General features: G+C 66.0%; 26 protein-coding genes. 15 read left to right on the forward strand and 11 right to left on the reverse strand.

Annotation, left to right across the window (positions count from 1 at the left end):
• The first annotated feature begins 17 nt into the window (after positions 1-17).
• Positions 18-1,175: a helix-turn-helix transcriptional regulator gene (locus OSH10_RS00005; RefSeq protein WP_266329394.1), complete on the forward strand. Its 1,158-nt coding sequence runs from the start codon at positions 18-20 to the stop codon at positions 1,173-1,175.
• 160 nt (positions 1,176-1,335) lie between these two features.
• Positions 1,336-2,034: a hypothetical protein gene (locus tag OSH10_RS00010; RefSeq protein ID WP_266329395.1), complete on the forward strand. Its 699-nt coding sequence runs from the start codon at positions 1,336-1,338 to the stop codon at positions 2,032-2,034.
• Between the two features lie 6 nt (positions 2,035-2,040).
• On the opposite strand, the gene OSH10_RS00015 is transcribed toward OSH10_RS00010, so the two are convergent.
• Positions 2,041-2,901 carry a LysR substrate-binding domain-containing protein gene (locus OSH10_RS00015; RefSeq protein ID WP_266329396.1) on the reverse strand — a complete coding sequence of 287 codons (861 nt, stop codon included), beginning with the start codon at positions 2,899-2,901 and terminating at the stop codon, positions 2,041-2,043.
• A 151-nt stretch (positions 2,902-3,052) separates the two neighbouring features.
• Here OSH10_RS00015 and OSH10_RS00020 point away from each other — a divergent pair, with 151 nt between their 5' ends.
• A complete protein-coding gene (locus OSH10_RS00020) occupies positions 3,053-3,952 on the forward strand; it encodes a DMT family transporter (RefSeq protein ID WP_266329397.1) in 900 nt (299 codons plus the stop codon).
• A gap of 70 nt (positions 3,953-4,022) precedes the next feature.
• Here the strand turns inward: OSH10_RS00020 and OSH10_RS00025 are convergent, their stop codons facing one another.
• The 3 genes from OSH10_RS00025 to OSH10_RS00035 all read right to left on the reverse strand — a co-directional run bounded on the left by OSH10_RS00025 (position 4,023) and on the right by OSH10_RS00035 (position 5,795).
• Entirely contained in the window at positions 4,023-4,367 is a 345-nt protein-coding gene (locus OSH10_RS00025) for a hypothetical protein (RefSeq protein ID WP_266329398.1), read from the reverse strand.
• 72 nt (positions 4,368-4,439) lie between these two features.
• A complete protein-coding gene (gene gpt, locus OSH10_RS00030) occupies positions 4,440-4,937 on the reverse strand; it encodes a xanthine phosphoribosyltransferase (RefSeq protein WP_266329399.1) in 498 nt (165 codons plus the stop codon).
• Positions 4,938-5,033: 96 nt separating this feature from the next.
• Positions 5,034-5,795 (reverse strand): competence/damage-inducible protein A, encoded by a 762-nt coding sequence (locus tag OSH10_RS00035; protein WP_266329400.1) that lies wholly within the window; start codon positions 5,793-5,795, stop codon positions 5,034-5,036.
• A 383-nt stretch (positions 5,796-6,178) separates the two neighbouring features.
• On the opposite strand from OSH10_RS00035, the gene map reads away from it, so the two are divergent.
• Together map and radC are read left to right on the forward strand one after the other, a co-directional pair.
• Complete coding sequence (map, locus tag OSH10_RS00040; RefSeq protein ID WP_266329401.1) at positions 6,179-7,012, forward strand: type I methionyl aminopeptidase; 834 nt, start codon at positions 6,179-6,181, stop codon at positions 7,010-7,012.
• Complete coding sequence (gene radC / locus OSH10_RS00045) at positions 7,009-7,710, forward strand: RadC family protein (protein ID WP_266329402.1); 702 nt, start codon at positions 7,009-7,011, stop codon at positions 7,708-7,710. Before map ends, radC begins: the two co-directional genes overlap by 4 nt.
• Here radC and OSH10_RS00050 read toward each other — a convergent pair.
• Positions 7,697-9,181 carry an MFS transporter gene (locus tag OSH10_RS00050; RefSeq protein ID WP_266329403.1) on the reverse strand — a complete coding sequence of 495 codons (1,485 nt, stop codon included), beginning with the start codon at positions 9,179-9,181 and terminating at the stop codon, positions 7,697-7,699. The genes radC and OSH10_RS00050 overlap by 14 nt on opposite strands.
• 246 nt (positions 9,182-9,427) lie before the next feature.
• On the opposite strand from OSH10_RS00050, the gene OSH10_RS00055 reads away from it, so the two are divergent.
• From OSH10_RS00055 to OSH10_RS00070, 4 genes are read left to right on the forward strand one after another with little or no spacing between them, the layout of a single operon-like run.
• Positions 9,428-10,360: a metal ABC transporter substrate-binding protein gene (locus tag OSH10_RS00055; protein ID WP_266329404.1), complete on the forward strand. Its 933-nt coding sequence runs from the start codon at positions 9,428-9,430 to the stop codon at positions 10,358-10,360.
• On the forward strand, positions 10,357-11,238 hold the full coding sequence (locus OSH10_RS00060; protein ID WP_266329405.1) for a manganese/iron ABC transporter ATP-binding protein: 882 nt from the start codon (positions 10,357-10,359) through the stop codon (positions 11,236-11,238). Before OSH10_RS00055 ends, OSH10_RS00060 begins: the two co-directional genes overlap by 4 nt.
• Positions 11,235-12,095: a metal ABC transporter permease gene (locus OSH10_RS00065; protein ID WP_323181548.1), complete on the forward strand. Its 861-nt coding sequence runs from the start codon at positions 11,235-11,237 to the stop codon at positions 12,093-12,095. The genes OSH10_RS00060 and OSH10_RS00065 overlap by 4 nt, the downstream gene beginning before the upstream one ends.
• Entirely contained in the window at positions 12,092-12,943 is an 852-nt protein-coding gene (locus tag OSH10_RS00070) for a metal ABC transporter permease (protein ID WP_266329407.1), read from the forward strand. The genes OSH10_RS00065 and OSH10_RS00070 overlap by 4 nt, the downstream gene beginning before the upstream one ends.
• 46 nt (positions 12,944-12,989) lie before the next feature.
• Here OSH10_RS00070 and OSH10_RS00075 read toward each other — a convergent pair whose 3' ends face one another.
• The 4 genes from OSH10_RS00075 to OSH10_RS00090 all read right to left on the reverse strand — a co-directional run bounded on the left by OSH10_RS00075 (position 12,990) and on the right by OSH10_RS00090 (position 17,411).
• Positions 12,990-14,663: a L,D-transpeptidase family protein gene (locus tag OSH10_RS00075; RefSeq protein ID WP_266329408.1), complete on the reverse strand. Its 1,674-nt coding sequence runs from the start codon at positions 14,661-14,663 to the stop codon at positions 12,990-12,992.
• Entirely contained in the window at positions 14,644-15,660 is a 1,017-nt protein-coding gene (locus tag OSH10_RS00080) for an amino acid ABC transporter substrate-binding protein (protein WP_266329409.1), read from the reverse strand. The genes OSH10_RS00075 and OSH10_RS00080 overlap by 20 nt, the downstream gene beginning before the upstream one ends.
• Before the next feature lie 173 nt (positions 15,661-15,833).
• Positions 15,834-16,823, reverse strand: a complete 990-nt coding sequence (locus OSH10_RS00085; RefSeq protein WP_266329410.1) for a potassium channel beta subunit family protein — start codon at positions 16,821-16,823, stop codon at positions 15,834-15,836.
• Positions 16,824-16,925: 102 nt separating this feature from the next.
• Complete coding sequence (locus OSH10_RS00090; RefSeq protein WP_266329411.1) at positions 16,926-17,411, reverse strand: VOC family protein; 486 nt, start codon at positions 17,409-17,411, stop codon at positions 16,926-16,928.
• 425 nt (positions 17,412-17,836) lie between these two features.
• Here OSH10_RS00090 and OSH10_RS00095 point away from each other — a divergent pair, with 425 nt between their 5' ends.
• From OSH10_RS00095 to pcaD, 6 genes are all read left to right on the forward strand, one after another.
• Positions 17,837-19,255 (forward strand): circularly permuted type 2 ATP-grasp protein, encoded by a 1,419-nt coding sequence (locus OSH10_RS00095; protein ID WP_266329412.1) that lies wholly within the window; start codon positions 17,837-17,839, stop codon positions 19,253-19,255.
• Positions 19,256-19,402: 147 nt separating this feature from the next.
• Positions 19,403-20,344: an alpha-E domain-containing protein gene (locus OSH10_RS00100; protein WP_266329413.1), complete on the forward strand. Its 942-nt coding sequence runs from the start codon at positions 19,403-19,405 to the stop codon at positions 20,342-20,344.
• A gap of 12 nt (positions 20,345-20,356) precedes the next feature.
• A complete protein-coding gene (locus tag OSH10_RS00105; RefSeq protein WP_266329414.1) occupies positions 20,357-21,172 on the forward strand; it encodes a transglutaminase family protein in 816 nt (271 codons plus the stop codon).
• Positions 21,173-21,250: 78 nt separating this feature from the next.
• The gene (locus OSH10_RS00110) at positions 21,251-21,994 is read left to right on the forward strand and encodes a peptidase (RefSeq protein ID WP_266329415.1); all 744 of its coding nucleotides are present in this window, start codon (positions 21,251-21,253) and stop codon (positions 21,992-21,994) included.
• Positions 21,995-22,146: 152 nt separating this feature from the next.
• Complete coding sequence (locus tag OSH10_RS00115) at positions 22,147-22,590, forward strand: SRPBCC family protein (protein ID WP_266329416.1); 444 nt, start codon at positions 22,147-22,149, stop codon at positions 22,588-22,590.
• A 225-nt stretch (positions 22,591-22,815) separates the two neighbouring features.
• Positions 22,816-23,601, forward strand: a complete 786-nt coding sequence (pcaD, locus tag OSH10_RS00120; protein WP_266329417.1) for a 3-oxoadipate enol-lactonase — start codon at positions 22,816-22,818, stop codon at positions 23,599-23,601.
• Here pcaD and OSH10_RS00125 read toward each other — a convergent pair whose 3' ends face one another.
• Both OSH10_RS00125 and OSH10_RS00130 read right to left on the reverse strand, forming a co-directional pair.
• The gene (locus OSH10_RS00125; protein WP_266329418.1) at positions 23,602-24,015 is read right to left on the reverse strand and encodes a DoxX family protein; all 414 of its coding nucleotides are present in this window, start codon (positions 24,013-24,015) and stop codon (positions 23,602-23,604) included.
• A 102-nt stretch (positions 24,016-24,117) separates the two neighbouring features.
• The gene (locus OSH10_RS00130; protein WP_266329419.1) at positions 24,118-25,779 is read right to left on the reverse strand and encodes an electron transfer flavoprotein-ubiquinone oxidoreductase; all 1,662 of its coding nucleotides are present in this window, start codon (positions 25,777-25,779) and stop codon (positions 24,118-24,120) included.
• Positions 25,780-25,814 lie beyond the last annotated feature (35 nt).

The following is a 25,814-nucleotide window of genomic DNA, read 5'->3' on the forward strand; positions in this document are numbered from 1 at the left end:
GTTGCGGCGAGGCACGCATGCACAGACGCAGATCCTATCTGACGACGGCACTCTCCGAACTTGGCGAGGTCGCGGATGCCGCCGCGCTCGAGCCGGGACGCTGGGCCGACTTCATCGACCTGCTTCGCCGGAAGACGCTGGATTCGAAGATCATTTTCCAGGTCCTCGACCATGAGGCGTCCAAGTGCCTGCCGATCCACAGCATCGGCTTCATGGACAGCACGCTTCGCAACTACACCAACTATTATGCCGGGATATCGCCCTGGCGCGACCTGATGATCCGCTCTACCGTCAAGCGCGCCGTCTGGTCCGACCACCTGTTGCCACAGGACGAACTCCGCAAGACCGAGTTCTACAACGACCTGCTGCGCCCGGAAGGGCAGATGGATGGCGCCACCGGCATTTCCCTGATCAGCGAGGGAAGCCGCGCGGCCGTGCTGGCAGTGCATTACGACGGAAGATTCGGTCAGGAGATGCACAGCTTTGTCGGGTCGATCCTGCAGGGCATCGCCGGACGAATGCGTCAATCGCTGGATGTGAACCGGGTGATCGCGCAGGCGACGCCCCGCTTCAGGGGGGATGTTTCCTTGCTGCACGCACTTGAAACGCCCGCCCTGATCGTCACGGCCAGCGGCAGGGTCATGGCGTCGAACCAGGCGCTGGCCGACATCCTGGGCCGCAACGACGCCGTCGCCATCGGCAGTGGCGACCTGCTGCGCTTCGGGCTGCCCGAGGTCCAGGCGCTGTTTCTCGAAAGGCTGCGCCACCGCGCCGACGGCCTGCGCTATCAACCGCCGCCCGACGACCTGGTGCTCAACCATCCCGAGACGCCGATGACGATCTCGATCCTGCCGATCGCCGGCCCTGTTCCCGATACAAGCGGCGTGGCCGTGCTCTTCCCCTCACCCGCCAGCTTCCTGGTCGTGCTGCGCCCTTACGGCAAGGCCGATTCCGTCGACGAGGCGCGCAGGCGGCTGGTGTCGGACTTCCGACTCACCCAGGCCGAAATCCGTCTCGTGCTGGCGCTGGAACGGGGCGACAGCCTCGGCGCCTTCGCCGAAGCGAACAACCTGTCGCTCCACACCGTGCGGACGCATCTGAAGTCCATCTTCTCCAAGACGAACACGCATCGCCAGCATGAACTCGTGGCGCTGACGGGTCGCCTCCGGCGATAGGGCCGGCAGGGCCGCCTGCGACCCGAAGGGCGGCGATACGACCCAGCCCGACATTTGACCTTCAAATCCCCTCCCTCCCGCTGCTACATCGGCATGGGGGAATCGTGGCACCACGACGGCTCGCCCAAGCTTTGCAAGTCGAGCCATAAAGGGTGCTCCCATGACCGATCCCGTTTCGCATCGCCAGGCCCTGGCGATGGAACCTTTTGCTGTCCTGAGCCGCGTGCCGGCCCTCGGCAATCTCATTCTCGGCGTGCGCGCGGATGGCGCCTTGCTGGAAGGCATCGGCGCGATCGATACCGCCACGCTGGAGGATGGCTACGCCGTGCTGCGCGGACCCGGCCGCGAAACGCGGCTCCAACTGGCCGCCATCGCCCAGATCATCACCGACCAGATGGTGATGAAGAACGTCCTGCCCTTCCTCGAAATCCTCGATGGCGGGGGCAACACGATCGCGAAGCTGACCGCGCTCGACGGGCTGGAGGGCTTCGACGCCGCGCTCGATGGCCTTGCGCGCACGCCGCTCGACGCCGCCCCGACCGCCCCGCGCCCCGGCCCGGGCGATGAGCCGGCCGATGGTCCGCTCAAGGCCGCGGAAGCCGCCGGCAAGCCGGTCACGCTCCAGGCCGTGAAGACCGGCATCGTCCACCGCTGGACCGGCATCCTGACCAGCGTTTCTTTCAGCCATGGCTTCCTGAATGCCATGCAGCCCGACATGCACCTGCATATCCGCGCCGGGGCGATCGCCGCGTGGAACAAGGAAAGCATCGACGGATCCGACGTGTTCAGCGCCATCGACGACGCGGGCAAGGCGATCGGCCTGACGCTGACGGCCGAGGCCGGCGCGCTCGCCGGCTAGCCGACATCAGGCGGCGCGCGCCAGGCCTTCCCGTTCGCAAAAGGCGATGACGAGGTCGGCCAGGTCCCGCACGGGACGGCGCGCGCCGGATGCCACCCGCAGCGCGAGCTCGGTGGGCGGCACGGGCGGAAAGCCGTCGCCCGACAGCACCGCATAGGCAGCACGCACCGCCCGCGCCTCGACCAGCGCGACGCCGAGACCGCCTGCGATTGCCGCCTCGATGCCGATCAGGCTGGCGCTTTCATAGGCCAGCCGCCAGCGCCGGCCGGACGATTCCAGCGCGTGCACGGCGCGGTCGCGATAGCGGCAGCCCTGCGGAAAGACGATCAGCGGCACCGGATCGGCGCGTTTCCAGTCGAGATCGCGTGCGCCGACCCAGACCAGCCGCTCGGGCCAAACGCCTTCGGCCGGGCCGCCGCCGGCATCGCGCTTCATCAGCACGATATCGAGATCGCCGCGTTCCAGCCCGCGCTCCAGTTCCGCGGAAAGGTCGCAGCGAACGTCGAGCCGGCAGTCCGGGCGGAGCCGCGCGAATTGCGCCACCAGCCCGGTCAGTTCGGCCACCGCGAAATCCTCGGTCAGGCCGAGGCGGACATGCTCGGACGCCAGCGAGGCGCCGACGACGCTGCGCGCCTCGTCCGACAACGCCAGGATTCGGCGGGCGTAGCCGACCAGCCGCTCGCCTTCGCGCGTGAGCGTCACGCCCCGTCCCTCGCGCAGCAGGAGCGGCGTTCCCGCGAGGTCCTCGAGCTTGCGGATCTGCTGGCTGATCGTCGACTGCGTCCGGTGCACCCGCTCGCCGGCGCGGGTGAAGCCGCCGGCATCGACCACCGAGACGAAGGTTTTCAGGAGATCGAGATCGAACATGGCGCACCTCGAAGCAGGCATTCGATTATCGAATGCATAGCATCCGAACATTGAATTTCCAAATGATCCGCCACGCGCCTATTCCATGCCTTGCCCGGCTCCGGCCGGATGTTGAAACAGCAGGCAGGCGAAAATGACGGATCGAGTGACGATGGCAGCGGCAACGCCGGGGGCGCGAGTGGAGCGGGGCAACAGCCTGGCCGATCTCGGACTCATCGCGCTGTTCTGCCTGATCTGGAGCTCGGCTTTCGCGGCGGCGAAGTTCGCGCTGCCGGATTGTCCGCCGCTGATCCTGCTGTCGAGCCGCTTCCTGGCGGCCGGGGCAATCCTGCTCCTCCTGGCCAAGGTCGCCTGCCGACTCGAACGGCTGGATCGGCGCACGGTCGCGCGTTGGGCCATCCTCGGCGCCTTCAACAGCGCGCTCTATCTCGGGCTCAGCTATTCCGGCATGGCGACGGTGTCCTCCGCCTTCACGGCCGTGCTGATCAGCGCCAACCCGCTGCTCACCGCCCTGGTCGCGGCGCCGGTGCTGGGCGAAAAGCTTTCCGCGCTCAAGCTGGGCGGGCTGATGCTCGGCATGCTCGGCGTCGCCATCCTGCTGCGCTCGCGGCTCTCGGGCGGCATCGAGGACGGACACGGCACGCTTCTGGTCCTGGCAGGCCTGGTCGCGCTGGTCGCCGGCACCATCCTGTTCAAGAAGCTCAAGCCCGGCGGCGACCTGTGGACCGGAACGGCGATCCAGTCGCTGGCAGCGGGCATCCTGCTGCTGCCCGTTGCGCTCGCGACCGAGAGCCTCGCCGACCTGCGCCTGACGCCGGCGCTCATCGGCGGCTGGAGCTATCTGGTGGTCGCCGCCTCGATCGGCGGCTATCTGCTCTGGTTCCGCCTGCTGCAGAAGAAGACGGCGACGGAAGCCTCGTCGCTGCATTTCCTGATGCCGCCGCTCGGCCTCTTCTTCGGCTGGCTGATCTTTCGCGAGCCGGTCAGCCTCGTCGATTGCCTTGGGATCGTGCCGATCGCCATCGGGATCGCCATGGTGACGCGCGGCTAACCCGCAAAAAGAAAAGGCGGCGGCCCCGAGGGGAGCCGCCACCCTGATCTAGCAGCGGGTTCAGCGCCGGTCAGGCGTTGGGCTCGCCGCCCTCTTCGCGCGAAGCCTTGACCTCGGCGATGAAGTCCTCGGCGTCCTGCTTGGCCGAACGGGCGTGTTCCTCGGCGTCCTTGTTGAAGCGGTCGAGCTCCATCTTCAGGCCGCTGACCGACGGTTTCTCGACGCTGTTGGCATAGGCGATCATGCGCAGCGAGACGGCGAGATCGAGCACCATGGCGGCGAGCAGGCCGTCATCGAGCTGCTTGTCGTCGGCATAGTCCGAGATCAGGTCGTAGAGGGCGTCGCGGTGTTCCTCATATTCCTCGGCAAAAGCCTCGAAATCCTCGTCGTCGACGGGCGGGTTCGGATCGGTCATTTCGCTGTCTCCTGAGCGTGTTCGAACGAAGGGCGTGCAGTTCGCGTGAAGAAGACGCGACCGGTCGCGCTTCTAGCCGACGATCGGCGGTTGGAAGGTGAGACCCATGTCCCAGGGGAAATAGATCCACGTATCCTGTGACACTTCGGTGATGAAGGTATCGACGATCGGGCGCCCCATGGGCTTCGAATAGAGCGTGGCATAATGCGCCTTCGGCAGCATTTCACGCACCAGCCGGGCCGTGCGGCCGGTGTCGACGAGATCGTCGATCACGAGCACGCCGGCGCCCTCGCCGCCGCCGAGATCGATGATCTCCTGGCTGACTGGCTTCAGGACCTTGAGCGAGCCCTGATCCTTGTAGTTGTGATAGGAGGCGACGCAGATCGTCTCGATCATGCGGATGCCGAGCTCCCGCGCCACGATCGCCGCCGGCACCAGGCCGCCGCGGGTCACGCAGACAATGGCCTGCCACTTCTGGTCGCCGGAGAGGCGCCAGGTCAGCGCCCGCGCATCCCGATGGAACTGGTCCCAGGATACGGGAAACGCCTTGTCGCTGCGAGCGTCCACCATCAAAGTCTCCTGCGCGTGTTGGAAGGCGAACCCTTGGGATGCGGCTCCGCGCCTGGCAATCCGCACATCGGGCGATCCACAGAAATTCCGGTCATGTCAGCCATTCGCCTGCATCATGCCTGCCACCATCGCCTCGACGGCGCGGGCGGCCTCGTCGAGCCGGGCTTCGTCGCGCGAACGCAGCACGATGTCGGTGGCGAAGGCTCCGTCGAGCATCTTGGGATAGCTGCCGATCGAGACATCCGGGTAATCGAGCTGGATCTCGCCGAGCTGCCTGGCGATGCGGCCCTCGCCCATGCCGACCGGCACGGTGCGCGACAGCATCTTGGCGCCCGTCGGGATCTTGGCGGCCACCTCGTCGAACATCGCCTGCATGATCGACGGCACGCCGGCCATCACATGCACGTTGCCGAGCGTGAAGCCGGGCGCCTTCGACACCTTGTTCAGGATCAGGTCGGCGCCGGCCGGAATGCGCGCCATGCGCATCCGCGCCTCGTTCAGCTGGCCGGTCGCATAGTGGTCGGTCAGGATGGCGACGGCGCGCGGATCATGGTCGATCGTCACGCCGAAGGCCTTGGCCATCGAATCCGCGGTGATGTCGTCATGCGTCGGCCCGATGCCGCCAGTCGAAAAGACGTGGTCGTAGCGGGCGCGTAACGCGTTGACCGCAGCGACGATTTCATCCTCGATGTCCGGCACGATCCGCACTTCGCGGATGTCGACGCCGATCTGGGTGCAGTATTCGGCGATGTAGCCGATGTTCTTGTCCTTGGTCCGCCCCGAAAGGATCTCGTCGCCGATGACGAGGATCGCTGCGGTGACGACGACAGGCGCCGCTTCAGTGGCAGTTTCGGCCATTCACAAACTCCATCGGTCTGGAATGGGTTTAGCCTTCCCGCGCCGGGCGCTCAAGGGCGAGAGCACGATGCCGGCCAGGACTGCCTTCCAAATTCGATCATCATCCTGAGGTGCCCGGCGTAGCCGGGCCTCGAAGGAGGGTTCAGGAACTTGCTTGCAGGAAAGCATCAGCCTGCTGGATGCTCTTCGAGGCTTCGCTCCGCGAAGCGCCTCAGGATGATGACAGAGGGTGGCACGTCGCCCGGACGGTGTGGCACTGAGGCCGCCTGACGCGAATCCTCTTGTAACTCGCGGCCCGATACGCCAGATCGGGGGCAAATCTCATATTCAGGCTTGTCCCCGCGTCCACTCGATGATGTGCTGGCGGGGCACGGAGTACACTCATGGTCACTTATGTCGATGCCGATGCCACCCCGCTGAAGAACACCGGGCAGATCCGTCTCTACGGCCCGGAAGCCTTCGCGGCGATGCGGCGCGCCGGCCAACTGGCGGCGGCCTGCCTCGACGGCCTCGCCGACATCGTCAAGCCGGGCATCGCCACCGACGAGATCGACCGCTTCGTCTACGAATTCGGCGCCGACCATGGCGCGCTGCCGGCGACGCTTGGCTATCGCGGCTATACCAAGTCGACCTGCACCTCGATCAATCATGTGGTCTGCCACGGCATTCCCGACGACAAGCCGCTCAAGGATGGCGACATCGTCAATGTCGACGTCACCTATATCGTCGATGGCTGGTATGGCGATTCCAGCCGGATGTATCTGGTCGGCGACGTCAAGCGCGCTGCCGTCCGTCTGGTCGAGGTCACCTATGAATCGCTGATGCGCGGCATCGCGGCGGTGAAGCCCGGCAACACCACCGGAGACATCGGCTACGCGATCCAGTCCTATGCCGAAGCCGAGCGCTGCAGCGTCGTGCGCGATTTCTGCGGCCATGGCGTCGGCAAGGTGTTCCACGACACGCCGAACATCCTGCATTACGGCAATCCCGGGGAAGGCGTCGAACTGCGCGCCGGCATGATCTTCACCATCGAGCCGATGATCAATCTCGGCCGGCCGCATGTGAAGGTGCTGCGCGACGGCTGGACCGCCGTCACCCGCGACCGCTCGCTCTCGGCCCAGTTCGAGCACACGGTCGGCGTCACCGACACGGGCTGCGAGATCTTCACCCTGTCGCCGCGCGGCTATACCTGCCCGCCCTATCCGACCGGGGAATGAGCGGGTTCGACGAGAACCTCGAAAATGTACCCCACTATGCGGGGCATCGGGAGCGGCTGAAGGCGCGCTTCCGCGAAAGCGGCCCCGAGGCCGTCGCCGACTACGAGCTGCTGGAACTGATCCTGTTCCAGGTCGTGCCCCGCCGCGACACCAAGCCGATCGCCAAGGCGCTGCTTAGCCGCTTCGGCACGTTTTCCGACGTGCTGGCGGCGCCGGAAGCCCGGCTGGTCGAAATTTCCGGCGTCGGCGCCTCGGTCGCGACCCATCTGAAACTCGTCCATGCCGCCGCGACCCGCTACGCCCGGGGCGCGGTGCGCCAGCGCCCGTTGCTCGGCTCCTGGAGCTCGGTGATCGATTATTGCCGCGCCGCCATGGCCTATGAGGAAAAGGAGCAGTTCCGCATCCTGTTCCTCGACCGCAAGAACGTGCTGATCGCCGACGAAGTACAGCAGGTCGGCACCGTCGACCACACGCCGGTCTATCCGCGCGAAGTGGTCAAGCGCGCGCTGGAGCTGTCGGCCACGGCCATCGTCTTGGCGCATAACCATCCTTCCGGCGACCCGACGCCCTCGCGCGCCGATATCGAGATGACCAAGACCATCGTCGACATCGCCGGCCCGCTCGGCATCGCCGTGCATGATCACATCATCGTCGGACGCAACGGCCACGCCAGCTTTCGCGGCCTCAAGCTGATCTGACGGCGGCTTTCGGATCGGTCGGCCTCGACGCGATGGCGTCGCCATGCCGGTCCTCAAGGCTTGCCGCGCCGCCCAGTTCCTCGACCAGCCATGCCGTCACCAGCGCGCCGGCGAGGCTGACCACCGCCACCAGCAACAACACGGCTTCAAGCCCGTATTCGGCGCGGATGATCGGCAGCAGGAATGCGCCGAGCGCCGCGCCGACCTTGGCGGCCGCCGATGCGAAGCCGGAGCCGGCCCCGCGCAGCTGGGTCGGAAAAAGCTCGGCCGGCAGCGCAAAGGTCGTCGAATGCGGCCCGATGTTCATGGCGAGGTTGAACAGGACGAAGCCGAGGAACACCGCCATAGCGCCGGGTCCCGCCGTTCCGCTGGTCCACAGCACGCCGACCAGCACCAGCATGCCGACCGCCATGCCGAGGAAGCCCAGCACCTGCGGGCGAATGTGGCCATAGCGCGGGACGACCCAGAACGCGACCAGGAAGCCGATCAGCAGGAACAGATCGATCAGCGACGAGCCGCTGATATCGGAGAAGTCCGCCGCAACGGGGCCGCGCGCAGCCTTGCCGAAATGCAGCTCGGCCAAGAGCAGCGGCGTGAACAGGCCGATGCCGTAGGACGCGATATCCATCAGGAACCAGGGCACGCAGGCCAGCGTCGTGCGACGGCGATAGCTGCGCCCGAACAAGGCGCCCATGCCCTGCGCCTTCACCGCCTCCGCGTCCTTGGCGACGAGATGCACGTTGGCGGCGGCGGCCTTGCCAAGCGCCTCCAGCTTCGCCCTGTCGGCGACAACCACGGCGCCGATGGCCCGGGCCGCGTCCAGATTGCGCCCCTTGCCCATCAGCCAGCGCGGGCTTTCCTTCAGCGGCAGGCGCAACACGAGATAGAGGAGCGGCAGCGCCGCCAGCGCCAGCATGAAGCCGCGCCACGCCGAATCGCTTTCGACCCACCACAGCACCGAGCCGGTCATCGCCGCCGCCAGGACGAAGCCGACCGCCTGGAATGCGATGGTCGCGACCATCATCCGGCTGCGCGCCTCGATCGGCATCCATTCGGCGACATAGGCGCTGCCGACCGGATAATCGATGCCGACGCCGACGCCGAAAATGAACAGCCCGACCAGCAGCATGTCCGCGCTGCCGGCAAAGACGCAGATCAGCGCGCCCAGCGTGATCAGCGCCATGTCGAGGATCATCAGCGGCTTGCGGCCGAAACGGTCGGCCAGCGGTCCGCCGAGCAGCGAGCCGGGCACGGCGCCGAACAGGAGGGCTGCGCCCAGCAGGCCCTGCATGGTCGCGTCGATGACGAAGGTCTGCATCAGAAGCGGCAGCGCGACCCCGAGCGTGAAGACCGAGAAGCCGCCCAGCGTGGTGCCGCCGGTCGACAGCAGCCAATACCAGCGCTGCGCAAATCCCATCGGCGCGCGATCGAGCACAGCCAGCATCGCCTGCTGCTCTGGCGTCTGAAGCATATTCCCGGATCCCTGTTTTCCGCCTGCGAAACGGCGTGTCGCCGGACCGAGAGTGTCGCCCCGGAGCGGCCTTTGCAACCGCCGGGTGGCCTCTATCCCGTCTTGCCGCCGCGCCGTGCGGGCGAACGCCAGGAGATTCCGGCACGGCTCGCTTCCGAAGTCCAATTTTGAGAATGAGTTGCAATTGCGATCCGGCCATGACAGCTTATTGCGAGTAAGTCGCAATTGCATAGACAGGATCCCGTCATGTTCGACCGCCCCCGCCGCCGCTTCCTTGTCGCCCTTTCGGGAGCGCTGCTGGCCGCGTCGATATCGACGGCAGCCTGTGCGGGCGACGCCGAGAAGAAGTTCAAGGCCGTCACGACCTTCACCATCCTGGCCGACATGGCGCAGAACGTCGCCGGCGACGCCGCGATCGTGCAATCGATCACCAAGCCCGGCGCCGAGATCCACAATTACCAGCCGACGCCGCGCGACATCGTCAAGGCGCAGGACGCGCAGTTGATCCTCTGGAACGGGCTCGGCCTCGAACTCTGGTTCGAGAAGTTTTTCGCCAATTTGGACGGCGTCCCGCAGGCGACCGTCTCGGCCGGCGTGACGCCGATCGGCATTGGCGAGGGTCCCTATTCGGGCAAGCCGAACCCGCATGCCTGGATGTCGCCCGCCGCCGCCCTCACCTATGTCGACAACATCCGCGACGCCTTTGCCGAGCACGACCCGGCCAACGCCGCGACCTATGCCGCGAATGCCGAGGCCTACAAGGCCAAGATCACCGGCATCGTGGCACCGATTCGCGCATCGCTCGACGCGGTCCCGCCCGAGACGCGCTGGCTGGTGTCGAGTGAAGGCGCGTTCAGCTATCTCGCGCGCGATTTCGGCCTGAAGGAACTCTATCTCTGGCCGATCAACGCCGACCAGCAGGGCACGCCGCAGCAGGTGCGGAAGGTAATCGACGCGGTGCGCGCCAACGCCATCCCGGCCGTGTTCAGCGAAAGCACGATTTCGGCCAATCCGGCCAAGCAGGTGGCGCGCGAAACCGGCGCGGCGTATGGCGGCGTCCTCTATGTCGACAGCCTCAGCGAGGCCGGCGGGCCGGTGCCGACCTATCTCGACCTGCTGCGCGTCACGTCGGAGACGATCGCCAGGGGCATCGAACGGCCGGAGGCGGCCACGGAATGAACGCCCCCATCCCCGCCCACGCCCGGCTCGCCGGCGGCATCTCGGTCGCCAACGCCACCGTCACCTACCGCAACGGCCACACCGCGCTGCGCGACGCCAGCTTCCACATCCCGACCGGCACGATCACCGCGCTGGTCGGCGTCAATGGCAGCGGCAAGTCGACCCTGTTCAAGGCGATCATGGGCTTCGTCCGCATCTCGCGCGGCGAGATCACCATTCTCGGCCAGCCCGTCGAAAAGGCGCTGAAGCAGAACCTCGTCGCCTATGTGCCGCAGAGCGAGGATGTCGACTGGAACTTTCCCGTCCTGGTCGAGGACGTCGTCATGATGGGCCGATATGGCCACATGAATTTCATGCGTATCGCCTCGGCGCGCGATCAAGCGGCGGTCGACAAGGCGTTGGAGCGGGTCGGCATGAGCGCCATGCGCAAGCGCCAGATCGGCGAGCTTTCCGGCGGCCAGCGCAAGCGCGTCTTCCTCGCCCGCGCTCTGGCGCAGGATGGCCGCGTCATCCTGCTCGACGAACCCTTCACCGGCGTCGACGTGCAGACGGAAGGCGCGATCATCGAGCTGCTGCGCGGGCTTCGCGACGAAGGCCGGGTAATGCTGGTCTCGACCCACAATCTCGGCAGCGTGCCGGAATTCTGCGATCGCGCCGTACTGCTGAACCGCACGGTGCTGGCCTATGGCCCGACGCGCGAAACCTTCACCCGCGCCAATCTCGAAAAGACCTTTGGTGGCGTGCTGCGCCATATCGTTCTCGATCCGGCCGTCGATGGCGGAAAGATCGACATCATCAGCGACGACGAGAGCCCTCTGCTGCTGGACACCACCCCGGACGTCCACGCCCCCGACGAGAACCGGGAGGCCAGGCGCTGATGGCCCTGCTGCTCGAACCCTTCGGCTACAGCTACATGCTCAATGCCATGTGGGTCAGCGCGCTGGTCGGCGGGGTCTGCGCCTTCCTCTCCGCCTATCTGATGCTGAAAGGCTGGTCGCTGATCGGCGACGCGCTCTCCCACTCGATCGTGCCCGGGGTCGCCGGCGCCTACATGCTCGGCCTGCCCTTTTCCATCGGCGCCTTCTTCTCCGGCGGCCTCGCCGCCGCCGCCATGCTGTTCCTCAACCAGCGCACCAGGCTGAAGGAAGATGCGATCATCGGGCTGATCTTCACCGGCTTCTTCGGCCTCGGCCTGTTCATGGTGTCGCTGTCACCGACCGCGGTTAATATCCAGACGATCGTGCTCGGCAACATCCTGGCCATCACACCGGAGGACACGCTGCAGCTCGCCATCATCGGCTTCGTCTCGCTCGCGATCCTCATGGTCAAATGGAAAGACCTGATGGTGACCTTCTTCGACGAGAGCCACGCCCGCTCGATCGGCCTCAATCCCACCGCGCTGAAGGTCCTGTTCTTCACCCTGCTGTCGGCCTGCACCGTCGCGGCGCTGCAGACCGTCGGCGCCTTCCTGGTCATCGCCATGGTGGTGACCCCGGGCGCCACCGCCTATCTGCTCACCGATCGCTTCCCGCGACTGCTGGCGATCAGCGTTACCGTCGGCGCGATGACCAGCCTGGTCGGCGCTTATGCCAGCTATTTCCTCGATGGCGCCACCGGCGGAATCATCGTGATGCTCCAGACGATGATCTTCCTTGGCGCCTTCGTCTTCGCCCCAAAGCACGGCCTGCTCGCCGCCCGCCGCCGCGCCGCCGAAGCGCTGGAGACATCCGCATGACGCTCGTCGAAACGCTGCTCCAGCCCCTGCAGTTCGAGTTCATGCGCAACGCGCTGATCATCTCGGCGCTGGTCGCCGTGCCGACCGCCCTGCTCTCCTGCTATCTCGTGCTCAAGGGCTGGTCGCTGATGGGCGACGCCATCTCGCATGCCGTGCTGCCGGGTGTCGTCATCGCCTATATCGTCGGCGCCCCGCTCGCCGTCGGCGCCTTTGTCGCCGGCATGGGCTGCGCGCTCGCCAGCGGCTATCTCAAGGCGAACAGCCGCATCAAGCAGGATACGGTGATGGGCATCGTGTTCTCCGGCATGTTCGGCCTCGGTATCGTGCTCTACACCAAGATCGAGACCGACGTTCACCTCGACCACATCCTGTTCGGCGACATGCTGGGCGTCGGATGGCGCGACATCGCCGAGACGGGGATCATCGCGCTGGTCATCACCGGTATCCTCGCCCTCAAATGGCGGGATCTGCTGCTGCACAGCTTCGATCCGGTGCAGGCCAGGGTCGTGGGCCTGCGCGTCAACTGGCTGCATTACGGGCTGCTGGCGATCCTGTCTCTCGCCATCGTCGGCGCGCTGAAGGCGGTTGGCATCATCCTGGCCATCGCCATGCTGGTGTCGCCGGGCGCGATCGCCTTCCTGCTGACGCGAAAGTTCAGCACCATGCTGTGGCTCGCCACCGCGATCGCAGTAGTCGCCTCACTTTCCGGGGTCTATCTGAGCTTCTTCCTCGACAGCGCCCCGGCGCCGACCATCGTGCTGCTGCTGACGGCGAGCTTCATCGCCGCGTTCATCGTCTCGACGCGGCGCGCCGCGCGCACCGAGACGAAGGAAGTTGGGCTACCGTAGCGAAGTCCCGCCGCGCCACATCGTCGATCGCCGCAAGGCTACGCCCTCACCAGGCCAGGGCCTTGCCATCGAGGGCGGCGAGCAGCTTGGCGTCCTGGCCGTAAATATCCTTGCGGAAATTGACGCCGTCCTCGTCCACCCAGGCGGTCAGGTAGGTCAAGTGGATGGGAAGCGGCGTGGCCAGCTTGACGACAGTGTTCTTCTCCGTCGCCACCACCTTGTTGATCCGGTCCATGTTCCATCCGGTGACCCCGCCGGCAGTCAGCACCTGCAGGGCCAGCTCGAGCGGCCGGCTCAGGCGGATGCAGCCATGGCTGAAGGCGCGCTCGGCCTTCGAAAAGGCGGCGCGCGACGGCGTATCGTGCAGATAGACATCGTGCTGGTTGGGGAACATGAACTTGACGCGGCCGAGCGCATTCTTCGGCCCCGGCTGCTGGCGCAGCTGGAACGGAAAATTGCCTGGCCCGTAATTCGCCCAATTGATCGAGGTGAGGTCGTAGACGTCCTTGCCGCGGACGGCCTGGAAGCCCTGCGCGGCGAGCCCGCCGGGGTTGGAGCGCAGTTTGCCGAGCTGTTCCTTGACGGCGATGCCGGACGGCACCGTCCAGTAGGGATTGATCTCGATGTAGCGGACCTGGTCGCTGAAGACCGGCGTGCGGCTATAGGGCTTGCCGACGACGACCGACATGCGCTCCTCGGCGCGGCCGTCCTTGACGCGGCGCAGTTCGAAGCCGGCGATGTTGACCATCAGGTACTGTTCGCCGAGGTCACGCGGCATCCAGCGCCAGCGCTCCATGGCCAGCTCGATCTCGGCAATGCGATCTTCGATCGGCACGTTCATCGCGACCAGCGCCGCCGGCCCGACCACGCCGTCGACATCGAGACCGTGACGGGCCTGGAAACGTTCAACCGCCTTCACCAGTTCGGCGTCGTAGACTTCCGCGCCGCCGGCCGGCGCCGGATCGGCGCCATCGGTCGTTGCCAGCCGCTCGCGAATGTCGGCGACGCGCGGATCGCTCATGCCCGGCTTCAGCGTCGGGCCGAGGGGAACGAGGTCCCACCCGCCCTCCACCGCGAGTTCGCGGTACTGCGCCAGCGCGCCGCGCAGGGACGCGTAATAGGTGGTCGGCGGCTGCAAGGCGTCGAAGAACTCGACGAGATCATCGGCCTTGGCGACCTCCTGCAGGGCCGCCGCCTGATCGAAGGTGCGGGTCTTCAGGAAGAAATTCGGGTCGACCTTCGCCGGCAGGAAGCGTCCGACCGACAGATCGCCGCTATATTCGAGAAAGGCGGCCGAGAAGAACAGCTCGATCAGGGCAAGACCGCGAACGTCTTCCGGATCGGTGTTCTGCATCAGCGACATCAGCTGGCGCGTCGGATAGTCGTCCGGCCGCAAGCCGTCCGAGCCGGCATCGTTGAGGATGGCGACCAGCGCCTCGGCGCGGTCGTCGCGCAGCCAGAGCAGGTCTCCGGCCTGCTCCTCGTAATAGGCGCGCAGCACCTCGCGGCGCTGCTGGATCGGCAGGGGCAGACGCTTCTCGCGCGCCAGGAGGTCGATCGCATTGATGCGGATGACGGCGAGGTTGCGCTGCTGTTCCTGCACCGTGGCGGCCTCGGCGGCGGCAAGGGACGGCAACAGGGAAGCGAACGCCAGAAAGGCCCCCGCGCAGAGGCGGATCGAGACCTGACGGATCGGGGCGTTACTGAATGGGCGGCGCATAGAGGATCCCGCCTTGTGTCCAGAGTGCGTTGATGCCACGGCTCAATTGCATCGGCGTGTCCTCGCCGAGATTGCGCTCGAAAATCTCGCCCATATTGCCGACCCCGCCCAGCACCTGGGTGAGCCAGCCATCCGGCAAGCCGAGGGACGGCCCGCTCAGCGAACCGAGCATGGCCGCCTGCTGCGCCTTGTCGGCGGCGATGGAATCGGACGTCAGCCCGACCTCCTCCGCGTCGATCAGGCCGAACAGCACCCAGCGCACGAGGTTGACCCATTTCGGATCGTCATCGCGCACCACGGGTCCGAGCGGCTCCTTCGAGATGACATCCTTGAGAATCACATGGTCGTCCGGCTTCGGCAGGTCGGCCCGCTCGCCGGCGAGCGCCGAGCGATCGGCGGTATAGGCGTCGCACTTGCCGTCCGCATAGGCCTTGCGCGCATCCTGCCGCTCGGCGAAGGGCAGGAACGAAACCTTGAGTCCGGCCCGCTCGAAATAGGCGCTGGCGTTGTCCTGGGTCGTCGTTCCGCTGACCACGCAGATGGTGGCCCCGTTCAGTTGCAGCGGGCTGGTCGCGCCATAGAGCGCCGGCACCATGAAGCCCTGGCCGTCGAAATAGCTGACCCCGACGAATTCCAGCGACTGTCCGGCATCGCGCGAAAGCGTCCAGGTGCTGTTGCGGGAGAGCAGGTCCACCTTTCGGTCCGTCAGCGCCTGGAAGCGGTCGGATGCCGACAACGGCACATAGTCGACCTTGCCGGCGTCGGCGAAGATGGCGAGCGCGACCGCCTTGCAGAAGTCGACGTCGAAGCCGCGCCAGGTTCCCTGCTCGTCCTTCTCCGAGAAGCCGCCGAGCCCCTCGCTGACGCCACACACCAGCGTGCCGCGCGCCTTGACGTCCTCCAGCGTTCCCGCCGTGGCGGCGGAGCCGGCGGCCAGCAGCAGGCCGAGGGCCGTGGCGCACGCCGACAGGCGCGGGAAAAGGATTGGCAACTTCATCGACGGACCCCGGATATCGCTACGGCAGTGCGGCCATGATACATCCCCGCGCGCGCTCAACAAGGCCACAACCAAAGATGTCGGCGGCGCGGCGTTTCCCGCCCGGAACGTACATGGCCGGGACAAGCCCGGCCATGCAGCCATCATCGCGTCGGTCGGGCGGACTGGTCCGCCTAGTAGCGGGCCGGCGCCGCCGGCTTGTTGCCGAGAATCGCGTCGATCTTGTCGAGCACCTCGGGCGTCAGCTTGTCGCGGCTGTCGAGGGCGGCGAGATTGTCCTGCAGCTGGCTCTTCTTCGATGCGCCGAGGATGACGGTCGAGACATTCTTGTTGGCGAGGCACCAGAGCAGCGCCATGTGGTGGATCGGCAGGCCGATCTCCTCGGCCAGCGCCGCCAGCTTCTCGACCTGGGCGATGCGCTGCTTGCCCTTTTCGCCCTGCCACAGTTCCTTGAGCCACTCATAGCCCGGCAGGTCCAGGCGGCTGCCGGCCGGAATGCCCTTGTTGTACTTGCCGGTCAGGATGCCGGAAGCGAGCGGCGACCAGATGGTCGTGCCGAGACCCATCAGCTCATAGAGCGGGCGATAGTCGCCCTCGACCTTGTCGCGCTCGAACAGATTGTACTGCGGCTGCTCCATGGTCGGCGGCGTGATCTTCAGATCCTTCGCCACGGCCCAGGCCTCGGTCAGCTGCTGCGCCGACCATTCCGACGTGCCCCAGTAGAGCACCTTGCCCTGCTGCACGAGGTCGTGCATGGCGCGCACCGTTTCCTCGATCGGGGTATCGATGTCGGGGCGATGGCAGAAATAGAGGTCGAGATACTCGACCTGCAGGCGCTTCAGCGCCGCATGGCAGGCGTCGGTGACGTGCTTGCGCGAAAGGCCGCGCTGCGTCGGCTTCGAGCCGCCCCAGAACACCTTGCTGGAGACGATGTAGGAATCGCGGCTCCAGGCGAGCTTGGCGAGCGCCTCGCCCATCAGCGTCTCGGAGACGCCGGCCTCATAGCCCTCGGCATTGTCGAAGAAGTTGATTCCGCTGTCATAGGCCAGCGTCATGATGTCGAGCGCGTCGCGCTGGTCGACCTGCTTGCCGAACGTGACCCAGGAGCCGAGCGAAAACTCGCTGACCTGCAGGCCCGACTTGCCCAAACGGCGATACTGCATCTTGAATCCGATCTTTCTGGAAATCTTTGTGCGGCGCACGCGCCGCGACTGCAAACTAGTGGAGTTGCTCGCGCCGCGCCACCATCCGCCCCATGAGGGACGTCACGACTCGACCGGCTGGCCCGCGAAGGCCTGCTCCAGCGTCGCAATGTCGATCTTGGTCATTTTCAGCAACGCCTCCATGACGCGCTGCGATTTCCGGGCATCCGGATCGGTCAGCATCGGCGTGAGCGTGCTGGGCACGATCTGCCAGGAAATGCCGAACCGGTCCGTGACCCAGCCACAGCGCCTTTCCTGTCCATCCTCGGAGAGCCGCTCCCAGAGATCGTCCAGTTCCGCCTGCTCCTCGCATTTGACCACGAAGGAGATCGCCTCGTTGAACTGGAAGTGGGGACCACCGTTCAGAGCCGTGAACTCCAGCCCCTCCAGTTCGAAGGACGCGGCCATGACGCTACCCTTGGGGCCGGGGCCCGCCTCGCCATAGCGAGCGACCTTGCCGACCTTCGCACTCTTGAAGATCGAGACGTAGAAGATGATCGCCTCTTCGACCTGGTTGTCGAACCAAAGAAAAGGAGTGATCTTTTGCATGGCGATATCCTCTTTTCCGATCGGGCTGTTCCAAGGGTCCGCGTCCAAGGGTCCGCGCCGAGCCGGCCGCACTTCGGCGCGCGATGACTGGCTAGGTCGGCCCGGCGGGGCGTGTCCCGAGATCGACGCGGCAAGGTCGCCCTGGCGAGAAACCGGAAAACGCCATCACCGCCTTTGCGTTCCCTGCGAGGCAAGGCGGCCTCTCGCCCCGGCCGCCTGCCTTCTAATTAGGCAAATGGTGCCTTCCGCGCCGCGTCAATGCGGAACTGCCGAATTTGGCAGATAGCCCCTAGCCAAGAATGCCCGGCTCATATGCAATGGTGCTCGCGCTCCCATGCTGGATGCGCCGTGGCACCCGGGAGAATTCCTGTTGGCACGGGGCTTGCGGTTGGGGAGTGACGGCAACCAAAGGGGGATAGCGCGCAATGGTCGTCGCCTTCGATGAGATGAGCGCGAGCCGCGAAAGCTGCCGGCCCGGCTACGAGATCCTCAAGCGCTGGCTGGATGCGACGCCGCCGGATCTCCTTTCGACCCGCCGCGCCGAGGCGGAACTCCTGTTCCGCCGCATCGGCATCACCTTCGCCGTCTATGGCGACAATGATGGCGAGGAGCGGATCATTCCGTTCGACATCATTCCGCGCATCATCACCGCGCCGGAATGGACCAAGCTTTCGAAGGGACTGGAACAGCGGGTCAAGGCGCTCAACGCCTTCCTGACCGACATCTATTCCAAGGGAGACATCCTGCGCGCCGGCATCGTGCCGCAGGACCTGATCTACCAGAACCCCTACTACCAGCCGGAAATGGCCGGGGTGAAGCTGGCGCATGACATCTATGTGATGATCGCCGGCATCGACATCGTCCGCGTCGACCCCGACACCTTCTACGTGCTCGAGGACAATGCCCGCACGCCTTCCGGAGTCTCCTACATGCTGGAGAACCGGGAAGTGATGATGAAGCTGTTCCCGGACCTGTTCGCCGAGCACCGCATCGCCCCGGTCGAGAATTATCCGGACGCGCTGCTCGCCACGCTGAAATCGGTCGCGCCGCGCTCGGCGCCGGGCGACCCGACGGTGGCCCTGCTCACGCCCGGCCCGTTCAATTCGGCCTTCTACGAGCACTCGTTCCTGGCCGACAAGCTCGGCATCGAACTGGTCGAGGGTCGCGATCTCCAGGTTCGCGACAATGTCGTCTACATGCGCACGACCGAGGGGCCGAAGCGCGTCGACGTGCTCTATCGCCGCCTCGACGACGACTTCCTCGATCCCCTCACCTTCCGCCCCGATTCGATCCTCGGCGTGCCGGGGCTGATGAACGCCTACCGCGCCGGCAACATCACGCTGTCCAACGCCGTCGGCACCGGCGTCGCCGACGACAAGGCGGTCTACTCCTACATGCCGGAGATCGTCCGCTTCTATCTCGGCGAGGAGCCGATCCTGAAGAACGTGCCGACCTGGCGCTGCCGCGAGCCCGACGCGCTGAAATACGTCCTCGAGCATCTCGATACCATGGTGGTCAAGGAGGTGGCGGGCTCCGGCGGCTATGGCATGCTGATCGGCCCGGCCGCCGACAAGAAGACCCGCGAGGAATTCGGCGCCAAGCTGCGCGCCAATCCGGACGACTTCATTGCCCAGCCGACGCTGGCGCTCTCCACCTCGCCGACCTTCGTCGATGCCGGCATCGCGCCCCGCCATGTCGACCTGCGTCCCTTCGTGCTTTCGGGCAAGGACAAGGTCCGCATCGTTCCCGGCGGCTTGACCCGCGTCGCCCTCAAGGAGGGCTCGCTGGTGGTCAATTCGAGCCAGGGCGGCGGCACCAAGGACACGTGGGTGCTCGATGCCTGAACTGGATAGCCCCCGGCCCCATCCCTTCTCCCGTCATCGGGCGAGGCATGCGGCGCGCGGGCTGGATCGACTTGCGACAGCCGCTCCCTCCCTCCCCCTCGCGGGGCGGGATCGGAGCGAGGGTCTTACCATCCGGAGTTGTTTTCCGTGCTGAGCCGTACCGCCGATAATCTGTTCTGGCTTGCCCGCTATGTGGAGCGCGCCGAAAACACCGCCCGCATCATCGACGCCGCGAACCGCCTCGCCGCCATGCCGATCGCCTATGCCGGCGGTTCGAACGAATGGGAATCCGCCGTCGCCGCCACCGGCGCGCTCGGCCTCTTCAAATCGCTGAACCGCGAGCCGACGGCCGAGAACATCATCGATTTCCTCGCCTTCTCGCCGGAAAACCCCTCTTCCATCCGATCCTGCCTTGAGCGCGCCCGCGTCAATGCGCGGACCGTGCGAACGGCGCTGACATCGGAAATGTGGGACGCGATCAACGGCGCCTGGCTCGGACTGCGCGATTTCAACGGCGCCTCGCGCGACCGGATGAAGCTCAACGAATTCCTCGTCTATGTGAAGGAAGCCTCGCTGCGCTTCGATGGTTCGGCCTACCGCACCATGATCCGCAATGACGTCTATTTCTTCTCCAGCCTCGGCACCTTCATCGAGCGGGCCGACAACACGGCGCGCATTCTCGACGTCAAATACCATCTGCTGCTGCCGGCGGAGGAAAGCGTCGGCGGCGGCCTCGACTTCTTCCAGTGGTCGTCGATCCTGCGCTCGGTCTCGGCCAACACCGCCTATCACTGGGTCTATCGCGAGAGCCTGAAGCCCTGGCTGGTCGCCGATCTCCTGGTGCTGAACGACCAACTGCCGCGCTCGCTCGCCTCCTGCTACGACAATATCTGCGCCTTTCTCGACGAGCTCTCGCTCGCCTACGGCCGGCAGGGCCAGGCCCAGCGCGTCGCGCGCTCGACCCGAAACCGGCTGCAGAACGCCAGTATCGACGACGTGTTCAGCGGCGGCCTGCATGAGTTCCTGACCGAGTTCATCGCCGATAACGGTCGTCTTGGACAGGCGATCACCGACCAGTATCTGGCCTGACGGGAACGGTTCATGCGCCTCCGGATCGTTCACGAGACCGCCTACAGCTTCGATCCGCCCGCCCTGGGCGCCATCCAGACGCTTCGGCTGACGCCGCGTGGCCATGACGGCCAGTTCGTCGTCAACTGGCGCATCGAGGTCGATCACGACTGCCGGCTCGATACCGCTACCGACCCGTTCGGCAATGTCGTGCAGTCCTTCACCACCCAGGGAAAGCTCGACGGGTTGGTCATCACCGCGCTCGGCGATGTGGAGACCCATGACATGGCCGGCATGGTGCGCGGCCAGACCGAGCGCTTTCCGGTTGGCGTCTTCCTGCGCAGCACGCCGCTGACGGTGCCCGACGCCGGGATCCGCGCCTTTGCCGAGGATGTCGCCGCCTCCGCGCCAACCGACCGGCTGTCGCGCCTGCACTGGCTGATGAACAGCCTGCACGAGCGGATCCTGCCCGGCGAGACGGCCGATGACAGCGCCAGGGCCACATTCGCCGCCGGCAAGGGCGACGCCCGCGCGATGGCGCATGTCATGATCGCCGCCGCCCGTCATCTCGGTATTCCGGCGCGCTATGCGAGCGGCTATCTGTTCCGGCCCGACGCAGAGACGCCGGCGACCCACGAGCATGGCTGGGCGGAGGCCCATCTCGACGGTGTCGGCTGGGTCGGATTCGATGTGGCAACGAATCTCTGTCCGACCGATACTCACGTCAGGCTGGCCATCGGTCTGGACCGAATCGGTTCCTCTCCGGTGCGCGGGGCGGCCTATGGCGACGGGGTGACCGCGCCCACGGTCTCGATCAGCGTATCGGAAGCGCGCTCGGCCCGAAGTTAGTCCGGCGTCGATTTTTCACTTGCACCTCAATTTTTGCGGCCTAAAACTCCGGCCGGGGTGGGGCAGGATAAAGAGTCTATGACTTATTGCGTTGGAATCCTGGTTCGCGAAGGCCTTGTGATGTTGGCCGATACGCGCACCAATGCCGGCCTCGACAACATTGCGACGTACCGCAAGCTGCACCTCTACCAGACCGAGGGCGAGCGCGTGATCGCGATCGCCACGGCGGGCAACCTTGCCGTCAGCCAGTCGGTTCTGAACGTCCTGACCGAAGGCCTGGAAAACCCGGAAACGGGCAAGATCGACACGATCCACACCATCCCGACGATGTTCAAGGTGGCGCAGTTCGTCGGGCGGGCGATCCGCGAGGTCTACCGCATCCATGGCAAGTCGATGGAGCAGCAGGCCGCCAGCTTCGACGTCACCATGCTGCTCGCCGGCCAGGTCAAGGGCGGGCGTCTGCGTCTGTTCATGGTCTACTCCGCCGGCAATTTCATCGAGGCGACGACCGACACGCCCTATCTGCAGATCGGCGAGCACAAATACGGCAAGCCGATCCTGGACCGCGCCGTCACCGCCGACACGCCGATTTCCGAAGCGCTGAAGCTCGGGCTGGTGTCGATGGATTCGACGCTGCGCTCCAATCTCGGCGTCGGCATGCCGATCGACGTCGTGGTCGTCCGTCGCGACGAGCTGAAGATCTCGATCTCGCACCGCATCGATGACAACGACGCCTATTTCGCGGGCCTGCGCGAACGCTGGTCGGCAGCGCTGCGCGCCGCGCACCAGGCAATCCCCGATCCGCCATACGGCCCGATCTAGCGGCGGGCCGCGCTCCGGCCCCGGAATCGCCTCCCCTGCCGGGCCGAGGCGCCCCGGCGGCTTCGATTGACAGGCGGGGTGGCGGCATCGATACCAGCGTCGAGGGCGGCGCCGTTCGGCCGTCCCGACGATTTCGTGGAGCACCCATCATCATGACCGACAAGCCCAGCCTGACGCTGAAGCGCCAGTTGAAGGCGTCGCCCGCCCGGATCTTCAAGGCCTGGACCGACCCTGCCAAGCTCGTCCATTGGTGGGGCCCGCATGATACCGAGGAAGGCAGCGTCGAGGCCGAGACGGATCTCCGCGTCGGCGGCGCCTTCCGCATTCGCCTCAAGACGTCCGACGGCCGGTCGCACGAGGCCAGCGGCACCTACCAGGAGATCGCCCCCAACGAGGGGCTGGTGATGACCTGGCTTGCCTCGGCCGACGCGCCCGGCCTCGTCACCGTGACGTTCCGCGGTGAAGCAGGCGGCACCATGCTGACGCTGACCCATGACGGCCTTGCCGACGAGGCAAGCCGCGCCAGCCACCAGGCCATCTGGGCCGGCGCGATCGAACGGCTCGAACGGTTCGTCACCCGCGGCGGCAAGAAATAGCGGCGGCCTGCCGCCCGCGATCACCAGCGCGCGCGACGTTCTGTACCGTTTCCTCGGGCTTTAGGAGGCCCGGGGGAGATCGGGTTGGCAGGATGGCCCGATCGATCCAGCCTCTTGGCCGAACCAGTTCGCTTATATAGGCTGGCGCCAGCACGGCTCTTGTCAGGAGCGTGCCGCCATCCTGCGGGCCGACCCGATCCGCTGGCAAGTTCGACGGGGTTTCTCATGCCACTGATCGCTATGGACGATCGCATCCGACTGAATGTCGAGGCAGATCCGGACAATGGCAAACCACCACTCCTCCTGACCAACGCCCTCGGCACCAATCTCGGCATGTGGGAGCCGCAGCTCCCGGCGCTGCGCGAGCATTTCCGCGTGATCCGCTTCGACGACCGGGGCCATGGCGGGTCGGACGTGCCCGATACGCCCTACACGATCGACCGGCTCGGGCGCGACGCGCGCGGCGTGCTCGACGCGGTCGAGGTCGAGACCGCGCATGTCGTGGGCCTGTCCAAGGGCGGCATGGTCGCGGCCTGGCTCGCGGCCAACAAGCCGGATTATGTCGAGAAGCTCGTGATCTGCGCCTCGGCGCCGCATCTGCCGCCGCGCGACATGTGGGAAGGCCGGGCCAAGACGGCGCGCAGCGAGGGCCTGTCGGCGCTCGTCGACGCCGTGATCGGCCGCTGGTTCCAGGAAGGTTTTCGCGCCGCCCACCCGGAGACGGTAGCCCGTATCCGCGAGATGATTCTCGATACGCCGGCCGAGGGCTACGCCGCCTGCTGCGAGGCGCTGGGCGAGATGGACCTGCGCGAGGACATCGCCCTGATCCAGACGCCGACGCTGGTGATCTGCGCCGACCATGATGCGACGGTTCAACCGGCCAAGGCGCGGGAATGGGTGGCGCATATCGACGGCGCCCGGATGGAGGTCATCCGGAACGCCGCGCATCTTTGCAATGTCGAGCAGCCGGAAGCGTTCAACCGCGTCCTGCTCGACTTCCTGCTGGCCTGATCAGGCGCGCTCGCGCTTCAGCAGCGCGTCGACGCTCCAGCGGCCGGGGCCGGCGAAGACCAGATACAGGAAGATGAAGCAATAGAGGATGGCGGCGTCGCCGCCGTTCAGCACCGGGTAGACGCTCCGCGGCGCGTGGGCCAGCCAGTAGGCGAAGGCCATCAGGCCGGACAGCACGAAGGCGACCGGGCGCGAGAACAGGCCGATCAGCAGCAGGAAACCGCCGACCAGTTCCAGCATGCCCGCGGTCCAGGAAAGACTGAACATCGCCGGCGCTTTATCCGAGGCCGGGAAACCGAGAATTTTCTGCGTTCCATGCGCCATGAAGATCAACGAAGAAACGATGCGCAACAACCCAAGCGTATAAGGCTGAAACTTAGAAACCTTCTCAAATAGCACTGTCAACATCTCCATGTGATCGGTGCGGCCCTGCTAACACAGCATCAGGGATCGCGCCTAGCACAGGGCGACATCGAGACGGGGACAGAAGATAAACTTATGATCACGCAAACGTGATCACATATTGGGGTAGTTGGGTCCCCCGGCGCCCTCGGGCGTCGTCCAGTTGATGTTCTGGTTCGGGTCCTTGATATCGCAGGTCTTGCAGTGGACGCAGTTCTGCGCGTTGATCACGAAGCGCGGCCCGCCCGGCTCTTCGACCCATTCATAGACACCGGCCGGGCAATAGCGGGCCGAGGGACCGGCATAGACGTCATGCTCGGACGTCTTCTGCAGCGCGGGGTCCAGCACCTTCAGATGGATCGGCTGGTCCTCCTCATGGTTGGTGTTCGACAGGAACACCGAGGAAAGGCGATCGAAGGTCAGCACGCCGTCCGGCTTCGGATAGGCGATCTTCTGGCACTCGGCCGCCGGACGGGTCGCGGCGAAATCCGGCTTGCCGTGCTTCAGAGTGCCGAAGATCGTGAAGCCGAGCGTGTTAGCCCACATGTCGATCCCGCCGGCGAGAATGCCGCCCAGCGTGCCGAGCTTCGACCAGAGCGGCTTGACGTTGCGCACCTTCTTCAGGTCGCGGCCGATCGGCCCCTTGCGCCAGTTCGCCTCATAGCCCAGCAACTCGTCGCCCGAGCGGCCGGCCGCCAGCGCTTCGGCGACGTTCTCCGCCGCCTCCATGCCGGAGAGCATGGCGTTGTGGCTGCCCTTGATGCGGGGCAGGTTGACGAAACCGGCCGAGCAGCCGATCAGCGCGCCGCCGGGGAAAACCAGCTTCGGAACCGACTGGTAGCCGCCCTCGGTGATCGCGCGCGCGCCATAGGACAGCCGCTTGCCACCGGCGAAAACGGGCGCAATCGCGGGGTGCGTCTTGAAGCGCTGGAATTCCTCGAAGGGCGACAGATAAGGGTTCTTGTAGTTCAGGTGGACGACGAAGCCGACGACGACCTGGTTGTCCTCGAGGTGATAGAGGAACGAGCCGCCGCCGGTCGAGAAATCGAGCGGCCAGCCGAAGGAATGCTGGACCAGACCCGGCTTGTGCAGCTTCGGATCGACCTGCCAGAGCTCCTTGATGCCGAGGCCGTATTTCTGCGGCTCGCGGCCTTCCGCCAGGCCGAACGAGCCGATCAGCTGCTTGGCGAGCGATCCGCGCGCGCCCTCGCCGATCAGCGTGTACTTGCCGCGCAGCTCCATGCCGCGCTGAAAATTGGGGCCCGGCTCGCCATCGCGGCCGACGCCCATGTCGCCGGTCGCGACACCGGCGACGGCGCCCTTCTCGTCGAAAAGCAGTTCCGCGGCGGCGAAGCCCGGATAGATCTCGACGCCCAGCGCCTCGGCCTTGGCCGCCAGCCAGCGGCAGACATTGCCGAGCGAGACGACATAATTGCCGTGATTCGACATCAGCGGCGGCATCATAAAGTTCGGCAGCCGAACCGATCCGCCGGGCCCCAGAAACAGGAACTGGTCCTCGATCACCGGCGTCTTCAGCGGCGTGTCGCTCTCCTGCCGCCATTCCGGCAGCAGCTTGTCGAGCGCGATCGGATCGATCACGGCGCCGGACAGGATGTGCGCGCCGACTTCCGAACCCTTCTCGACCACGACGACCGAGACGTCCGGATCGAGCTGCTTCAAACGGATGGCCGCCGCGAGCCCGGCCGGACCGGCGCCCACGATCACAACGTCAAATTCCATCGCTTCGCGATCGGGAAGCTCTGCCGAGATTGCCATGCGTGCCCATCCGGTTCGGTTGTCGGCCCCTCTTT

Origin of the sequence: Kaistia defluvii (genome assembly GCF_026343955.1) — a bacterium.
In the GTDB taxonomy this organism is placed as follows: domain Bacteria; phylum Pseudomonadota; class Alphaproteobacteria; order Rhizobiales; family Kaistiaceae; genus Kaistia; species Kaistia defluvii.

Bases quoted from the DNA above. Each gene is read 5' to 3' on its own strand.
- OSH10_RS00005 (WP_266329394.1), top strand. From the start codon at position 18: ATGCACAGACGCAGATCCTATCTGACGACGGCACTCTCCGAACTTGGC.
- OSH10_RS00010 (WP_266329395.1), top strand. From the start codon at position 1,336: ATGACCGATCCCGTTTCGCATCGCCAGGCCCTGGCGATGGAACCTTTT.
- OSH10_RS00015 (WP_266329396.1), bottom strand. From the start codon at position 2,901: ATGTTCGATCTCGATCTCCTGAAAACCTTCGTCTCGGTGGTCGATGCC.
- OSH10_RS00020 (WP_266329397.1), top strand. From the start codon at position 3,053: ATGGCAGCGGCAACGCCGGGGGCGCGAGTGGAGCGGGGCAACAGCCTG.
- OSH10_RS00025 (WP_266329398.1), bottom strand. From the start codon at position 4,367: ATGACCGATCCGAACCCGCCCGTCGACGACGAGGATTTCGAGGCTTTT.
- gpt (WP_266329399.1), bottom strand. From the start codon at position 4,937: ATGGTGGACGCTCGCAGCGACAAGGCGTTTCCCGTATCCTGGGACCAG.
- OSH10_RS00035 (WP_266329400.1), bottom strand. From the start codon at position 5,795: ATGGCCGAAACTGCCACTGAAGCGGCGCCTGTCGTCGTCACCGCAGCG.
- map (WP_266329401.1), top strand. From the start codon at position 6,179: ATGGTCACTTATGTCGATGCCGATGCCACCCCGCTGAAGAACACCGGG.
- radC (WP_266329402.1), top strand. From the start codon at position 7,009: ATGAGCGGGTTCGACGAGAACCTCGAAAATGTACCCCACTATGCGGGG.
- OSH10_RS00050 (WP_266329403.1), bottom strand. From the start codon at position 9,181: ATGCTTCAGACGCCAGAGCAGCAGGCGATGCTGGCTGTGCTCGATCGC.
- OSH10_RS00055 (WP_266329404.1), top strand. From the start codon at position 9,428: ATGTTCGACCGCCCCCGCCGCCGCTTCCTTGTCGCCCTTTCGGGAGCG.
- OSH10_RS00060 (WP_266329405.1), top strand. From the start codon at position 10,357: ATGAACGCCCCCATCCCCGCCCACGCCCGGCTCGCCGGCGGCATCTCG.
- OSH10_RS00070 (WP_266329407.1), top strand. From the start codon at position 12,092: ATGACGCTCGTCGAAACGCTGCTCCAGCCCCTGCAGTTCGAGTTCATG.
- OSH10_RS00075 (WP_266329408.1), bottom strand. From the start codon at position 14,663: ATGCGCCGCCCATTCAGTAACGCCCCGATCCGTCAGGTCTCGATCCGC.
- OSH10_RS00080 (WP_266329409.1), bottom strand. From the start codon at position 15,660: ATGAAGTTGCCAATCCTTTTCCCGCGCCTGTCGGCGTGCGCCACGGCC.
- OSH10_RS00085 (WP_266329410.1), bottom strand. From the start codon at position 16,823: ATGCAGTATCGCCGTTTGGGCAAGTCGGGCCTGCAGGTCAGCGAGTTT.
- OSH10_RS00090 (WP_266329411.1), bottom strand. From the start codon at position 17,411: ATGCAAAAGATCACTCCTTTTCTTTGGTTCGACAACCAGGTCGAAGAG.
- OSH10_RS00095 (WP_266329412.1), top strand. From the start codon at position 17,837: ATGGTCGTCGCCTTCGATGAGATGAGCGCGAGCCGCGAAAGCTGCCGG.
- OSH10_RS00105 (WP_266329414.1), top strand. From the start codon at position 20,357: ATGCGCCTCCGGATCGTTCACGAGACCGCCTACAGCTTCGATCCGCCC.
- OSH10_RS00110 (WP_266329415.1), top strand. From the start codon at position 21,251: ATGACTTATTGCGTTGGAATCCTGGTTCGCGAAGGCCTTGTGATGTTG.
- OSH10_RS00115 (WP_266329416.1), top strand. From the start codon at position 22,147: ATGACCGACAAGCCCAGCCTGACGCTGAAGCGCCAGTTGAAGGCGTCG.
- pcaD (WP_266329417.1), top strand. From the start codon at position 22,816: ATGCCACTGATCGCTATGGACGATCGCATCCGACTGAATGTCGAGGCA.
- OSH10_RS00125 (WP_266329418.1), bottom strand. From the start codon at position 24,015: ATGGAGATGTTGACAGTGCTATTTGAGAAGGTTTCTAAGTTTCAGCCT.
- OSH10_RS00130 (WP_266329419.1), bottom strand. From the start codon at position 25,779: ATGGCAATCTCGGCAGAGCTTCCCGATCGCGAAGCGATGGAATTTGAC.